This is a genomic window from Rheinheimera faecalis (genome assembly GCF_021290965.1).
Classification (GTDB): domain Bacteria; phylum Pseudomonadota; class Gammaproteobacteria; order Enterobacterales; family Alteromonadaceae; genus Pararheinheimera; species Pararheinheimera faecalis.
In genome coordinates, this window is sequence record NZ_JAJOYT010000005.1 from 51,368 (window position 1) to 66,126 (window position 14,759).

A 14,759-nucleotide genomic window follows, 5' to 3' on the forward strand; every position below is an offset into this window, starting at 1 on the left:
AAGGATAGCTCTAACCGCGCCCCACTCAGTTTCGGCTTAGTGGGGTTTTTCCCGAATTGAATTTAGCAGGAAAGCGTCATGGCATTCTCCAGTATAGATCCCGCCTATCTGGCTCAGCAGTACACTCAAATTGAACGCTCTGGCAAAGATAACGTGTTAAAAGCGCAGCAGAACCGGTTCTCCACTTTGCTTTCTTCTTACAAAAAGCTGGAAACATCGCTGAGCAGTATGCAGGACCTGCTAAAAAGCTTTACCAAAGACAAAGAATTATTAGCAAACACGGCCACAACCAATCTGGATTCAGTGTTAGGTGTGTCAGTCGGTGGTGACGCTGTTGCAGGCGATTATGAAATTTTTGTGCAGCAGATAGCCCAAAGTCATCAGATGTCGATGGCTTTTAACAGCACTGATACATTACCTGCCGATGGCCAGTTTCAATTGACAGTGGCAGGCGAGTCTTTTTCCATCGATTTATCCGATTTATCCGATTTAAACCCCGGTGCCGGCTTAACTGAACTCGCAAATGCGATTAACAAATCTGAAGATAACAGTGGTGTCCAGGCGACTGTAGTGCGCAGCGGTGCTCAATCTTACCTGGTATTAACTAGTAAAGATTCAGGTGCGGCCAATGCCATCAGCATGAATTTTGTACCTGGCGCTGACACTTCAGGTGCTGATATTGGTGCCGCTATTACAGGTGCGACTCAGCTAAAAGCAGCGCAGGACGCCATAGTGAAAGTGGGCGCTGAAAATGCCATTACAGTGACTTCGGCCAGCAACAAGCTGGAAGATGTCATAGCCGGCGTCACTATTGATTTGAAAAAAGCTCAATTGGGCACAGATCAGCCGGTACAAATTAAAGTGGAACAAGATCCAAAAGCCGTGGAAGAAAAACTGAAAAAGTTTGTCGACGGTTACAATGCTCTGATTAAACAAATCAGTTCAGATTCCAGTTTAAACTCAGACACTATGGCGCGCAGTATCAGCAATCAGATGCGTCAGTCTTTTCAAAAACTCTATGAAGGCACTACGTTAAGTAGCGTTGGCATTGAGTTTGACCGTAATGGCGTTTTATCAGTCGACAGCAAAAAGCTGGAAAAAGCTTTAGCGGATAGCCCAGCCAAAATCGAAGCTATGTTAGTCGGGGACTCAGGTTTGTTCAGCGGCTTGCAGGCCTCTATAGAGCCTTTTACCAAACGTACAGGCTTGATGAAGGATAAACAACAAACCTTACAAGCCAGCCTGGATATGGTGACTGAAAAACAAAAACGGCATGATTATTCCATGGATCAGGTGTACAAACGTTATCTGTCTCAGTTCACCCAAATGCAGGTGACTATGGCGCAGCTGGAAAGCTCAATGTCGCAGTTTTAAGAGGTTAGCTTATGTTAGATTTTGCTCAGGGTTATCAGGCCTACCAGAATACCAGTGTTAATGTAAAAGCCTCAGGGGCTGATATTCATAGCCTGGTACTGATGTTATTTGATGGTTTTTTGGATGAGCTGGCCCGGGTTGAAGGTCATATTCAGGCCAAAAGATTTGATAAAAAAGCTGCTGGTGTGGAGAAGTTATTAAAAATCCTAGGTGGTCTGGATGCCTCATTGGATCAGGATAAAGGCGGCGAAGTGGCAGCCAATATGCACAATTTATATCAGCATTGTGGCCACAGTATTTTACGCGCCAGTATGAGGAACAATGTGGCTGAACTTGAGCATGTACGGGAAGTGATGACCAATCTGCAGGAAGGCTGGCAAGGTTTACTGAACAAGGCCTAGTCGCTTTTTATCTGGTTCGGGTTAGAGGCAAGTTAAACTGCGGTTTAATTTGCCTCTAACCCGAATTTGCATTTCTAAAGAGGAACTATTTTTTAATCCGGTTCCGCCCTGCGGAAGTTTTACTTCCTCCTCCTGAGTTGAACTCTTATTAATTCCTTATAAATCATATAGATATTTTGTGGCGTGCTTTTTGCTGAATCAGTTGGTGATTCGTAAATTGGTGAACCTGATGTCTGTGTATGTAGCGAAGTCCAACCCTGCCCTGATGCAGATCCAGCAACTGTTGTTGCAGATGCAACAAGCTATGGTTGCGGGTAAATGGCTGCAGGTACAGGACTGTGATCGTCAAATCAGCGCTTTGGTGCAACAGATCAAACAAGGTGCGGAACATCACGAGTTAAAAGTGGAATTACAGCTGGTAAAACAACGTTATCAGGCTCTGCTGCAACTGGCTAAACGTCAGCAACAGATGTTGGAGCAAAAGATGCAACGTTTTCAGGACAATAAAACTGCTGTGGTGGCCTACCAGCTGACGACTGAAGCACTGATGGAGATGAAAAGCTGATGACAATGCCAGTATTTGCTTTGTTAACTCCGGTTGCTTTGCCTCAGGGCGGCATTGGTGGGCAGTCTGCACTGACAGATTATTCTGAAGGTCAGCAGCAATCCTATTCCGAGGATTTAGCAGCTTTGCTGGCCGGTATGGAAACTGCGCTGAGTCAACTGGACAGCGAAATGCAGCAGTTATCTGATGGTGTAGCGGAAGAGCTGATTGATCAGGGACAAGTGCAGAGTCTGAGCCAAAGCTTGACCCAAACTATGGCACCACTCGCTTTATTCGTTAGTTCTGAGCCTGTTTTTGTCAATGCAACAACATCGCCTTTGCACACTGAAGTGTGGACAAGTACAGAAGCAGAAACGCCGGCAGAAGGGGCTCTGCTCTCTGTATCGGCTTTATCTTCATCTGGCAACGCTCTGTCCGGCCTGAACCCTCTATCCGCAGCTGTGCTAAACCAGCAAAACCAGTCTTCGGCTCTGGCGGCACCTTTGATAGCGTCAGGCACCTTGTCACAACACTTTGCCTCTGATGCAGCTTCAGTTCAGAACATGTTGCCGCAGGATCAGGCTGAATTGCAGGATCTCTGGTCTGCACTGAAACCGTTACAACAGAACTCTCAAAATACAGCAGCCAGTGCCGGGTTATTTAACCTGAGCCAAAACAGCCTGTTGAATACCAACCTGAACAATACCGCTGCTTTGCATCAGACAACAAACATCACTGACATGCTTGTTCCGACAGCTGCTGTAGCTTCGGCTGCTGGTGCTGCAGCCTCTACTTTACCTGTTTGGCAAGCCGACCCATTACCTGTTCAAAGCCAGCATTGGGGCCAACGACTGGTGCAAATGCTGTCTGACAAAATTGATTTGCAACTGGGCCTAAACGTCAACAAAGCCATGATCCGCCTCGACCCGCCTTCTTTAGGCAGCATTGAATTGTCAGTGCAACTGGATGGTGATCGTCTGACTGTGCAGATGCACAGTAGCAATGCGCAGTTGCGGGATGCTATGGGGCAAGGACTGGAACAACTAAGAGCCAGTTTGCAGCAAAAATTAGGTGCAGATGTACAGATTGAATTGCGAATGGGCTCAGACAGTTCGTCGCAACAACAACAGCAAAAAACCTCACAACAACAGGCTCAGCAGCTTGAATCAAATTTCCATTCAGAAGCTGAAATGACGGCGACTGAATCAAGCCAAAGCAACAGACTGAATTTAGTAAATCAACTGGTATAACAAGGACAAAAGGAAAAAGAGCCAATGAATAAGATGGTGGTGTTACTTGGAGTTTTATTGGTTGGGGCTTTGGGCACCGCTGGCTTTTTTTGGTTTCAGGCCGACAAGGCAAAAACTGAAGTACAGGAAGTCAGTGTAAAACCGCTATTTTTCCCGATGGAAAAGTTTGTGATGAGTGTCAACAGCGACCCGAATTCGCGTTATCTGGTGTTGGAGCTGACTTTAGTGACTCATAAACCAGACACAGTCGCCGCCTTAAAAGAAGCGACGCCTTTATTACGCAACGCTATGGTAGAGCATTTTGCCAAAAGCAGTCACCTGGAAGTGAAGCTGGCGATGCAACAAATAGAAGAAGTGCAAAAGTTGTTGCTTGGCCGCTTTAACCAGACTCTTGCAGACAATAAGTTCGAAGATCAGCTGGATAACGTGCTGATCACTAACATTTTTATTCAGTAGGTACCACCATGCTGGCAGAAAATCTCTGGTCAGATACTGAAACTTCGGCTTCATCCTCTGCGGCTGTTAGCAATGAAAATACTTTGCTGAGTCAATATAGTTTTCTGGTGAAAAGAGCCGCTGGCCACTTGCGCTCATTATTAGGGTCGGTGGTGGATTCAGACGATTTACAGCAAATAGGTTTATTAGGTTTATTGTCGGCAGTACGACGTTACGGCAGAGCGCCGGACGAATTTTTTGAAGCTTATGCCTTTAAACGTATTCGTGGCGCCATGTTAGACGAGTTTCGCCGTGCCGACTGGCGGCCGCGCCAACTGCGTCAGCAAGCACACCAGTTTAGAGATGCCGGCCGCGAGTTAACCAAAACCTTAGGCCGGGTACCGAGTCATGACGAATTAGGTAAACATCTGAATATTGATGCAGCTCAGTTATCTGAATTGATGTATCTGACTCAGGCCGAGTCAATGGAAAGTCTGGATCAGTTATTAGAGCAGCAACAACACGAGCAGTTAGGTGAAACCAGTCTGTCGGGTCTTGAGCTGAAGCTGTCATTAAAAAAAGCCATGGCATCTTTGCCTGAGCGCTGCAGATTACTGCTGCATCTGTATTACAGCCATGAGCTGAATATGAAAGAAATTGCGCTGGTGCTGGAGCTGACTGAATCCAGAGTCTGCCAGTTACATAAGCATGCTATTGATTTACTGAATAAAAAACTGGCTCAGTGGTAAAAGGACGGAACAAATACAATGCAAAGACTAATAGGTTTTCTGGTTGTGCTGGCTGCTGTAGTAGGTGGCTTTATGATGGCTGGTGGTAATGTCGCTATGCTGTGGCAACCTGCTGAGTTTGTTATTATTTTAGGCGCAGGTGTAGGCGCGCTGATCATAGGTAATAGCAGTTATGTACTGAAAGATATGCTAGGCCAGATTAAAGCGCAGTTTGTTAAACAGCAAGATCAAAGCCAGCTGTACAAAGAATTGCTGATGTTGATGTACCAGTTGCTGGAAACCATTCGCAGTAAAGGTTTTCGTGAGCTGGAAGATCACGTCGAAAATCCGCATGTCAGCTCTATTTTCATTTCGTACCCTGCAGTGCTGGAAAACGCTGAATTGCTGATTTTTGTTTGCGATAACGTGCGTTTACTCAGTATGGGTAAAATCAGCGCTTATGATTTGGACGCCCTGTTGGAGCAGGAAATCCAGACTATAGAGCAGCAAAAGCTGAAACCTTCTACCGCTTTGCACGGTATAGCCGAAGCCATGCCTGGTTTTGGTATTTTGGCTGCAGTGGGCGGCATTATTATCACCATGCAGCATTTGGACGGCCCTTTAAGTGAAATTGGTTACCACGTGGCCGCCGCTCTGGTGGGTACTTTTATCGGTATTTTTGCCTGTTATTGCTTGTTTGAACCTTTAAGTTCGGCAATGGAAGCCTACGTTAAAAAACAAATTGGCTTATTTGAATGTGTGCGTGCCGTACTGGTGGCTCATGCCAAAGGCCATGTGGCAGTGGTTGCCACAGATTCTGGCAGAAAGCTTATCACTGAAGATTTGAAACCGTCTTTCACAGAAATGGAAGACTGGATCAATAGCAAGGCGGCCTGATGAACGATTCAGTTCCTGTAATCATCAGGCGTGTCAGCCGCGCCAAAACAAGTCGTAAAAGCAACGGTGCCTGGAAAGTTGCTTTTGCCGACTTTACGCTGGCGATGATGGCGTTTTTTATGGTGCTGTGGATCCTGGAAGTCTCCACAGTCAAAGAGCGCACAAAAGTGGCTTCTTATATGCGCACTCAGTCGATTTTAGGCGGCAACAGCCATCCTTTTGATGCGATGAACAGCCCTTATCCGGTCGATTTAGGCGGCACACCTTCGCCTATTGAGATGGCGGTTTCTGTGCATGAGCCCCAGCAAAGTTTTGTCGCTGGTATGTCGGCGCATTTGCAAATCCCCGAAGGCAAACGTGAGCCTTCAGCTGGTGTGGGTGAGAAACTCAATTCGCTGATCAGTGGTCAATACGACTCGCCGCCGGATTTAAGTTTGTTAGCTCAGGCCTTTCAGAATTTTGCAGAGGTGAATCAAGCCGAAGCCAACCTGGTGATCGAAGCTATGCCGGCAGGCTTACGCGTTATTATCCGCGACAGTGAGAACCGCCAGATGTTTCAGCGTGGTCAGGTGGAAATGACCCCCTATTTTGAAGACTTGTTATTAAAGCTGGCGCCTGTGTTTTCCCGCATCCACAACAGGCTGCTGATCTCGGGTCATACCGACGGTACAGCCTTTAATAGCAGCCAATACAGTAACTGGGAATTATCCGGCGACAGAGCCTTACAAGCGCGGCAGGTCTTAGCCGCTGGTGGTATGCCGGTACAGCGTGTGGCTCAGGTCAGCGCTTTTGCAGAAACTATGTTACTCAACAGAGCTTTACCAGGCGCCAGTGAAAACCGCCGTATCGAAATTCTGATCCTGACCAGCAAAGCCGAACAGCAGTTAAAAGACATGTTCTCCAGCGACAATAAACAAAACGAACTGAACAAGGCCTCTGATGCTGCACGTCAGAATCAGCCTGTGTTACGCAGTAGTTATCAGGATTGATATGCCGTATTTACGCCAACAACCAGGCCGCAATTATTATCGCTGGTATTTTTATGACCCACAGCAGTCGTTGCAAACCCAGACCAAGGGCATAGCAGTGAAATTAAAACGCCTGGGTTGGTTTGGCAGCGAGATTGGCAGCGCCGTAGTGAAAGACATGAGCATGGGTGGTGCCGGTTTGCTGGCCCCGCTGAAAGACAATGTGCCAGACCAGTTTTGGGTGTTGTACGACAAAAATACCAAGGTCAAAGCCAAAGTCTGTTATCGCAAAAGCATTAACGACAAGCTGGAGTTTTTAGGTCTGGAGTGGCACGGCAAAGACAATTCAGTGCGGCTGAAGTTATTACGCAAACTCAGACGACGCGCTTTTGTATTAAAGCAGGACAACTTTCGACTGGTTGAAGTTAACCAACAGCAGAATTTAGGGTAGCGGATGATTCTTACAGATACAGAACAAAAGCTGTTAAGCGGGGATTTGGCAGAGGCCGCAGTGCCTTATGCCTTAACCCGACAGCAACGCAGTTTTGAGGCGGCCAGCCAAAGATGCAAAAGTCGATTGGCTGATCTGAGTAAAGCCCTGCAGGCCGAATTATGCCGGATGCTGACCGATGTGGTTTTTGATCTGGACGTCAATTTATGCAGTGGTGTGGGTTTGGAGAACTGGTTATCAGAGCCAGGTATTTTGTTGCTGGACGCCGCATTACCTCTGGATAAAGACCGGCTTTGTTATATGTCGATTGACCATCAGGCGGTGCATAACATGGCCGATTTATGCCTGGGTGGACAACTGACCGACAAAACACAAATTCAGGAAAAAGTGGAGTTTAGCAGCTCTGAAAACCGCATTTGTTGTCGTTTATTGCAAAAACAGGCGCAAGCCCTGATGCAATTGCTGTTTAACCAGCATTTACCGCTGACCGCGCATTTGTATAAGCAAAAGCTGCAACTGGATGCTTTTAGTTATTTACCGCTGAAAGTGCGTTTGATTCTGGAGAAAGAAGCCGTCAGTTGGTTCTTATGGCTGCCGATTGAGTTGTTATTGCAGGAAAGTGATGAGCTATTCAGCGCAGTTGAACCTTTGGCTGGGCCTTTGTCATTGGATTGGCAGCAGGTTCCGGTGCGCTGTACTGTCGAAATGGCGCGTAAGCAAGTCACGGTCAAGCAGTTGCAAGACTGGTTACAGGGAGAACTATTGGCCATAGAGTTGTTTAGTTCTATGCGCTTCCAGTTAGGTAAACAAGTGCTGTTTCACGGCACTGTGGCCGAAGAAGGTCAGGTTTTAATGTTCCAAGTGACTCAAAAACAGGAGAAATGATGATGAGCGAAGTGCAAAGCAATACAGACAGCATGATGGATGACATCACTATGTTGGATATGGGTGAGTTATTTGGTGAAGACAAAACAGATAAACCCCTGGGTGCTATGGGTATGGATATGTTCCGTGATGTACCTCTGACTGTGACCTTAGAAGTGTCCAGCACAGAAGTCACATTAGGTGAACTGAGTGGCGCCGAAGCGGGCGATGTATTGCCATTGGATAAACCTATTGGTGAGCCTCTGGATGTCAAAGTGAACGGCGTACTATTTGCGAAAGCCGAAGTGGTGATGGTGAATGGTAAATACGGCCTGAAGTTTGTGTCCACGCAAAATAGCCCAACCCGTCATGCCTAAGGTCTTACTGGCTCTGGCCGCACTGCTGTTGCCATTGGGGTTATCAGCTCAGGATCTGACGTTGTTGTCTGTTACCGACAGTGCAACAGGGCAGGATTACAGCGTCAAACTGCAGATTTTGCTGTTAATGACGATATTGAGTCTGATCCCCGGCATAGTGCTGATGATGACCTCTTTTACCCGCATTATTATAGTGCTGGCGATTTTGCGTCAGGCGCTGGGCTTGGCCCAAAGCCCACCCAACCGGATACTGATAGGCATAGCGCTGATGCTCAGCCTGCTGATTATGAAACCTGTCTGGCAGGATATTTACCAGAACGCCTTTAAGCCTTATCAGGCGCAAAGCATGACACTGGAACAGGCAATAGCACGGGCTGAACAGCCGGTGCGGCAATTTATGCTGGCGCAAATTCGCGAAAACGAACTGCATCAGGTATTAAAAATTGCCAATGAGCCTGCCACCAAATCCGCAGCAGATTTAACTTTTGATGTGTTGTTACCGGCTTTTGTGCTAAGTGAACTGACCACAGCTTTTCAGATTGGCTTTATGTTGTTTATTCCGTTTTTAATCATCGATCTGGTGGTTGCCAGCGTGCTGATGTCTATGGGTATGATGATGTTGTCACCGCTGATTATCAGTTTGCCCTTTAAGTTGATGATTTTTGTGTTGGCTGATGGCTGGTCCATGGTGGCAGGTACTCTGGCCGCAACCTTCGGAGCAGCTCCATGAATCCGGGTATGGCGACACAGCTGATTAGCGACGCCATTTTTACCATTATCGAAATTTTACTGGTGCTGATAGTGCCAGGTCTGGTGCTGGGTATTTTGGTGGCGGTGTTTCAGGCGGCAACCTCTATCCAGGAACAAACCCTGACCTTTTTGCCCCGTATGTTGCTGACGCTGTTGATGGTGGTGTTTGCCGGACATTGGCTGATCCAGAAGTTACTCGACTGGTTTGCCAATTTAAGTCAGATGATCCCGGCCATGTTGGGATGAACAGCTAAATGAGTTCGTTATTAAGCCTGACAACAGATCAGCTGATGGTTTGGTTTGGCACCTTATGGTGGCCTTTTGTCCGGCTGGCTGCATTTTTCTGGGCTTTACCTGTATTTGATAACCCTGCTGTCGTGCCAAGAGCCCGTATTATTCTGGCGCTGTTTTTAAGCTTTTTGCTTGCACCTTCAATTGAGGTGAAAGCCATAGATCCGTTTTCACTGGAAGGTGCTGTGGTGACACTCGAACAGGTGATTTTTGCTGTCATTATGGCAGGTGCAGTGCGGATGTTATTTGAAGTACTGGCCTTAGTGGGCCTGATGATTTCAATGCAGATGGGTTTATCGGCAGCCATGATGAATGACCCCGCCAGCGGTGATGCGGTGTCGGTGTTGAGTCAGTTATTCTGGGTGATGACAGCCTTGCTATTTTTTGCGTTAAACGGCCATCTGATCAGCCTGCAAATTATGGTCGACAGTTTTAGTTTGTGGCCAGTAGGCGCCAGTTTGTACCAGCTGGATCTAATGCTGCTGGTGAACTTGTTTGGCTGGATGTTTGGTGCTGCTTTGCTGGTCGCTTTACCCGCCATTATTGCCATGCTGTTGGTGAACTTAACTTTTGGTATCGCCAGCCGCTCCGCTCCAAGTATGAACGTGTTTTCTTTAGGTTTTCCAATGACGCTGCTGTTGGGTTTTGTCTGTGTATTTTTAACTTTAAGCCAGATGGGTAATCACTTTTCTGTTGTAGCCGAGCATGTGCTGGGCGTGATGCAACTAGTGATGAGCTAAGGGGCTAAGCCGTTATGTCAGAAAATACCGGTCAGAACAAAACCGAACTACCCACAGAGCAGCGACTCAAAAAGTCTCGTGAGGAGGGGCAGGTTGCCCGCTCAAAAGAGCTCAATACTGCATTATTGCTGTTGCTCGGCAGTGCGTCTTTATTGTGGTTTGCCGACTTGTTTATGCAGCTGTTTTATCAGTTGGTACAAAGCAGCTGGCAACTGGATAAAGACTCGTTAAAACAAGGTGATTTAATGACGGGGGCTTTGGCTGACGCCTTGTTGGCGATGCTTGGCGCAAGTATGCCCTTTTTACTGACCTTGTTTATTGCCAGTTGGGTCGCGGGCATGCTGCCGGGTGGGGCTGTTTTTTCCGGCAAATTACTGGGGCCCAAATTCAGCAATATGGATCCTATTGCTGGTTTAGGCCGGATGTTTGGCAGCGAAAGCCTGGTTGAGCTTTGCAAATCCATTTTAAAAGTGCTGCTGCTGGGTTTGTGTTTATGGGGCCTGATGAGCCATCTGGCGACCCGCCTGTTGTTTTTACAGCGTATGGATTTAGCCACAGCGGCTAAAGACGGGCTGGAAGTATTGTCCTTCAGTCTGATGATGCTGGCGCTGGTGCTGTTAATAGTGGCTGCTATCGACGTGCCATTTCAGCAGTTTAAAGTAGCCAGCAAGCTGAAAATGACCAAGCAGGAAGTCAAAGACGAACGCAAATCCACAGATGGTAATCCGGAAATTAAAGGCCGGATCCGGCAAATTCAGTACCAGATTGCCAACAGACGTATCGAAGACCGAGTGCCCACTGCCGATGTGATTATTACCAACCCGACTCATTACGCTGTTGCGTTGAAGTACTCAGAGCAAAAAGCCAAAGCACCTTATGTAGTGGCTAAAGGGGTCGATCAGATGGCACTGCGTATTCGTGAGCTGGCAGCGACCCATCAGCTGGAAGTGATTGAATTACCGCCTTTGGCACGGGCGATTTATTTCTCCACCCGCGTGGATCAGGAAGTGCCAAAAGGCCTCTACACAGCTGTAGCTTATGTGCTGACTTATGTAATGCAACTGAAAGCTTATAAACAGGGGCGGGGTCAAAAACCTGCTCCTATTCCCGAAATTTTTATTCCGTCCAGCCTGCAGAAACAGGCCAATGAGCGAGGAAGTACATTGTGAACTGGCGTTCTTTAACTCAACCTTACACCGCAATTCCTGTGTTATTGCTGGCTATTCTGGCCATGGTGGTGTTGCCTTTACCGGCCTGGCTGCTGGATGCGTTATTCACTTTTAACATTGTGCTGTCGATCATCGTACTGCTGGTGGCCGTGTCGAGCCAAAAGCCGCTGGATTTTTCTGTGTTTCCGACCGTGTTATTAGTGGCGACTTTAATGCGTTTGACGCTGAACGTGGCGTCGACCCGGGTGGTGTTATTGCACGGCCATGAAGGCACTCATGTGGCTGGGAATGTGATCCAGTCTTTTGGTGAAGTGGTGATAGGTGGCAACTATGTAGTAGGTATGGTGGTCTTTATCATTCTGATGATCATCAACTTTGTCGTGATCACCAAAGGTGGTGAACGTATTTCTGAAGTCGCTGCCCGTTTTACCCTGGACGCTATGCCGGGTAAACAAATGGCGATAGACGCTGATTTAAATGCCGGTTTAATAGCACCGGAGCAAGCCAAAGAACGTCGTCAAACTATAGCCAAAGAAGCCGACTTTTATGGTTCTATGGATGGTGCCTCTAAGTTTGTCCGCGGTGATGCGATAGCGGGTTTAGTGATCTTAGTGATTAACCTGTTGGGTGGTGTGGCCATAGGCGTCTTTATGCATGGCCTGGGCTTAGGTGAGTCTTTCCAGCGTTTTGCCTTATTAACCATAGGTGATGGTTTAGTGGCTCAGGTGCCTTCGCTACTGATGTCTGTCGCTGCAGCTATTATTGTTACCCGGATGAATGACGAAGGCGAAATGTCGGACGAAGTAGGTCGTCAGTTGCTGGCGTCCCCTCGTGTTCTGCTGACTGCTGCCTTGATTATGACAGTACTGGGTTTAGTGCCTGGTATGCCAACTGCCGCTTTTTTAATTTTCGCAGCCCCTTTGTATTTTGCCGCCTGGCGTCTGCAGCAAAAAGCTGATGGCCGCAGTTATACCGAAGTGGAAGCGCTGACTGAAAAAATCAGTCAGGAACCCGCAGCTTTAGTGTGGGAAGATCTGCCTTTTATCGACCGTATTTCGGTGGAACTGGGTTTCCGTCTGGTGTATCTGGCTGATAAAGATCAAGGCGAAAGCTTGCTGCAAACCTTGCGGGGCGTGCGTAAAACCTTGTCTGAACAGTCCGGATTTTTATTACCTGAAGTGCGGGTACGCGACAGCTTAAAGCAGAATCCGCAGGAATATCGCATTAAGCTTTCCGGAGTGCCGCTGGTGTCGGGCAAATTACAACCGCAAAAGCTACTGGCATTGAACACTGGCGATATTTATGGGCAGATGGATGGTGAGCTGACGGTCGACCCGGCTTATGGCTTAGAAGCAGTCTGGATTGAACCGGAACAAAAGGCCAAAGCTCTGAATTTAGGTTATTCAGTAGTAGATGCGGCCACTGTCATAGCTACTCATGTCGGCAAAGTGATTAAAGAAAATCTGGCCGATTTGTTTTTATTTGAAGATATTAAACAATTTAACAAGCGCCTGTCTGTTGTTGCGCCGACTCTGGCTGAGAGTTTGGAAAAAGCACTGACGCCTAATCTGCAGTTAAAAGTCTATCGCTTATTGCTCAAAGAGCAGGTCAGTTTAGGTGATGTGGTGACCATAGCCACAGCCTTGGTTGATAGTGCCGAGGTGACCAAAGATCCAATCTTACTGACCAGCGATGTGCGCTGTGCCTTGCAAAGGGTGCTGGTGAAACAAGTGCTGGGAGAGCGTGAAGAATTAGCGGCATATAGCCTGGATGAAAAGCTGGAGCAAACCTTACAGAGTGCGTTAAATCAGGCGATGCAAGCAGGTAAAGTGGCGCTGGATAGTTTCCCTGTGGCACCAAATTTATTGAGTCAGTTCCAGCGCGCTATGCCACAAGTAAAAGAACAAATGCAGCGACAGGGTTATCAGCCTGTGCTGGTTGTTTTACCACAATTACGGCCTTTACTGGCGCGTTATGCCCGTACTTTTACCCAAGGATCTCTGGTTGTGTTGTCTTATAACGAAATTCCAGAGCAAATACGGGTCAATGTATTAGGAACTTTGGGATAAAAAGCGACTAAATAACAACAAAAAAGGATCTGGCGTTGATCCGTTCGTCGCTTGAAAACTGAATTTTAACGCAATTCAGCCTGAATTCAGACTAAGGTCTGATTTTGTCACCAAAAGGTCATGTACTATAGTTACAATTCGCATGTTATTGAACTGTAAATGTTTTTTGAACATGCTTTTACAATAAACCCGACTGCAGACCTATGCTTATTTTTTGACTAAACGATTGAAGGTCATGAAATAAAGCTTGCAGCCAGTTTTTTTTTGTTTATTGTAGAGTATTAAGTGAGAGTTCATTTTTGTTCTGAACCTCATTTTTCTAACAAGCTTAGAAATTAAAAGGCAAACTGGCTTAAAGGTCAGGACGCAAAGCCTCCGGTCTAAGGATCCGCAAGGATCTACGATAGCGGGGTTGCATTAGCAAGCGGTCACCCAAAAGGTGGACCTGAAGGTTGATCTATGATGGTCAAGCCTTGGTTTCGCCTGTTCAGGTGGATACAACACAGATCCGTCCAGGATTTGGCTGTATGCCTGTCTGCTTTTTTTGCCTTTTAATACTGTTTGTGGTTGGCGTTTTGTCGATTGCGGTTATGCGGTTTAAAAGGATGAACCTGTGATTACTTCGTTATTAGGTCTTTGGCTAACATCGGCTGTAGCTACTGCCCCGCAGTATACGCCCGCTATGGATCAATCGCAGTGGCGTATCAGTGGTGATCAGTTTCAGTGCCGGATGGAGCAGGATTTAGGCGCTATGGGCACGCTGGCTTTTAGCAAAGAGCCAGCCCGTGCTATTGAAATGCAGCTAACCATGCATGCGGCTCATCTGGAATTACAGGATGTGCAAGGCCATGTAGTCACTGCTGGCTGGCAACCTGAACAACTTGCTCCTGCAGTACAGTTTTCTCCCACTTTTATTAACGCCAAAGTAGCCCGTTTTATTGAACAGGTACCTGTTGTAATGCAGCAATTACAGCAAGGTTATTGGCTACAACTGATACTGGATATGCCAGATCAGGAAATCACCCTGACAGTTCCTAATATCAAATCCTCAGCAGCCTTAGCTGAATTTCAGAGCTGTATCGACGCTTTATTGCCTTTGTCCTGGGCCCTGGCCCGCGAATTTCAGTTGTTTTATCCGGTGAATCAGCGCCAGCCTTCAGCCGATGATGCGGCTTTCCTGAAAACTCTGGCGCTTTATATTCAGCAGGATAAAGCTGTAAAAAAAGTCTTGATAGACGGATATACCGACGATATGGGAACCAGCATCGCCAACAGAGTGATGTCCGAAGAACGCGCAGATGAAGTCGCGTCACATTTAATTGAATTTGGCGTTAGCAAAAACAAACTGGAAATCCGTGCCCATGGCAACAGATACCCGGCTGGTGCTGGCAACAAAACACAATCGCACAACAGGAGAGTACTGGTCCGTTTGATTCGTACTCAAAGCTGAA

At 47.1% G+C, this 14,759-nt stretch carries 17 protein-coding genes and 1 riboswitch; all 17 genes read left to right on the plus strand.

The window, feature by feature from the left end; translation table 11 throughout:
- The first annotated feature begins 78 nt into the window (after nucleotides 1-78).
- The 17 genes from fliD to LSG34_RS10505 all read left to right on the plus strand — a co-directional run bounded on the left by fliD (nucleotide 79) and on the right by LSG34_RS10505 (nucleotide 14,758).
- Nucleotides 79-1,374, plus strand: coding sequence for a flagellar filament capping protein FliD (gene fliD / locus LSG34_RS10425; RefSeq protein WP_233009037.1), 1,296 nt, complete (start codon nucleotides 79-81; stop codon nucleotides 1,372-1,374).
- An 11-nt stretch (nucleotides 1,375-1,385) separates the two neighbouring features.
- The gene (gene fliS, locus LSG34_RS10430) at nucleotides 1,386-1,775 is read left to right on the plus strand and encodes a flagellar export chaperone FliS (RefSeq protein WP_233009038.1); all 390 of its coding nucleotides are present in this window, start codon (nucleotides 1,386-1,388) and stop codon (nucleotides 1,773-1,775) included.
- Nucleotides 1,776-1,953: 178 nt separating this feature from the next.
- Entirely contained in the window at nucleotides 1,954-2,340 is a 387-nt protein-coding gene (locus LSG34_RS10435) for a hypothetical protein (protein ID WP_233009039.1), read from the plus strand.
- Nucleotides 2,340-3,569, plus strand: a complete 1,230-nt coding sequence (locus LSG34_RS10440; protein WP_233009040.1) for a flagellar hook-length control protein FliK — start codon at nucleotides 2,340-2,342, stop codon at nucleotides 3,567-3,569. The genes LSG34_RS10435 and LSG34_RS10440 overlap by 1 nt, the downstream gene beginning before the upstream one ends.
- Nucleotides 3,570-3,593: 24 nt before the next feature.
- The gene (locus LSG34_RS10445) at nucleotides 3,594-4,025 is read left to right on the plus strand and encodes a flagellar basal body-associated FliL family protein (RefSeq protein WP_233009041.1); all 432 of its coding nucleotides are present in this window, start codon (nucleotides 3,594-3,596) and stop codon (nucleotides 4,023-4,025) included.
- A gap of 8 nt (nucleotides 4,026-4,033) precedes the next feature.
- Nucleotides 4,034-4,753 carry a FliA/WhiG family RNA polymerase sigma factor gene (locus LSG34_RS10450; protein WP_233009042.1) on the plus strand — a complete coding sequence of 240 codons (720 nt, stop codon included), beginning with the start codon at nucleotides 4,034-4,036 and terminating at the stop codon, nucleotides 4,751-4,753.
- A gap of 18 nt (nucleotides 4,754-4,771) precedes the next feature.
- A complete protein-coding gene (motA, locus tag LSG34_RS10455) occupies nucleotides 4,772-5,629 on the plus strand; it encodes a flagellar motor stator protein MotA (RefSeq protein WP_233009043.1) in 858 nt (285 codons plus the stop codon).
- Nucleotides 5,629-6,618, plus strand: coding sequence for a flagellar motor protein MotB (locus LSG34_RS10460; protein WP_233009044.1), 990 nt, complete (start codon nucleotides 5,629-5,631; stop codon nucleotides 6,616-6,618). The genes motA and LSG34_RS10460 overlap by 1 nt, the downstream gene beginning before the upstream one ends.
- Before the next feature lies 1 nt (nucleotide 6,619).
- Nucleotides 6,620-7,048 carry a PilZ domain-containing protein gene (locus LSG34_RS10465; RefSeq protein WP_233009045.1) on the plus strand — a complete coding sequence of 143 codons (429 nt, stop codon included), beginning with the start codon at nucleotides 6,620-6,622 and terminating at the stop codon, nucleotides 7,046-7,048.
- Nucleotides 7,049-7,051: 3 nt separating this feature from the next.
- Complete coding sequence (locus LSG34_RS10470; protein ID WP_233009046.1) at nucleotides 7,052-7,933, plus strand: FliM/FliN family flagellar motor switch protein; 882 nt, start codon at nucleotides 7,052-7,054, stop codon at nucleotides 7,931-7,933.
- Nucleotides 7,933-8,289: a FliM/FliN family flagellar motor switch protein gene (locus LSG34_RS10475; protein WP_233009047.1), complete on the plus strand. Its 357-nt coding sequence runs from the start codon at nucleotides 7,933-7,935 to the stop codon at nucleotides 8,287-8,289. Before LSG34_RS10470 ends, LSG34_RS10475 begins: the two co-directional genes overlap by 1 nt.
- Nucleotides 8,282-9,019 (plus strand): flagellar type III secretion system pore protein FliP, encoded by a 738-nt coding sequence (gene fliP, locus LSG34_RS10480; RefSeq protein ID WP_233009048.1) that lies wholly within the window; start codon nucleotides 8,282-8,284, stop codon nucleotides 9,017-9,019. Before LSG34_RS10475 ends, fliP begins: the two co-directional genes overlap by 8 nt.
- Nucleotides 9,016-9,285: a flagellar biosynthetic protein FliQ gene (locus LSG34_RS10485; protein WP_233009049.1), complete on the plus strand. Its 270-nt coding sequence runs from the start codon at nucleotides 9,016-9,018 to the stop codon at nucleotides 9,283-9,285. The genes fliP and LSG34_RS10485 overlap by 4 nt, the downstream gene beginning before the upstream one ends.
- Before the next feature lie 8 nt (nucleotides 9,286-9,293).
- Nucleotides 9,294-10,070, plus strand: coding sequence for a flagellar biosynthetic protein FliR (fliR, locus tag LSG34_RS10490; protein WP_233009050.1), 777 nt, complete (start codon nucleotides 9,294-9,296; stop codon nucleotides 10,068-10,070).
- A 14-nt stretch (nucleotides 10,071-10,084) separates the two neighbouring features.
- Nucleotides 10,085-11,239 carry a flagellar biosynthesis protein FlhB gene (gene flhB / locus LSG34_RS10495; RefSeq protein WP_233009051.1) on the plus strand — a complete coding sequence of 385 codons (1,155 nt, stop codon included), beginning with the start codon at nucleotides 10,085-10,087 and terminating at the stop codon, nucleotides 11,237-11,239.
- Nucleotides 11,236-13,308 (plus strand): flagellar biosynthesis protein FlhA, encoded by a 2,073-nt coding sequence (locus LSG34_RS10500; RefSeq protein WP_233009052.1) that lies wholly within the window; start codon nucleotides 11,236-11,238, stop codon nucleotides 13,306-13,308. The genes flhB and LSG34_RS10500 overlap by 4 nt, the downstream gene beginning before the upstream one ends.
- Nucleotides 13,309-13,639: 331 nt before the next feature.
- Nucleotides 13,640-13,728: riboswitch (cyclic di-GMP riboswitch) on the plus strand.
- Nucleotides 13,729-13,921: 193 nt separating this feature from the next.
- Nucleotides 13,922-14,758, plus strand: coding sequence for an OmpA family protein (locus tag LSG34_RS10505; RefSeq protein WP_233009053.1), 837 nt, complete (start codon nucleotides 13,922-13,924; stop codon nucleotides 14,756-14,758).
- The last annotated feature ends 1 nt before the right edge of the window (nucleotide 14,759 follow it).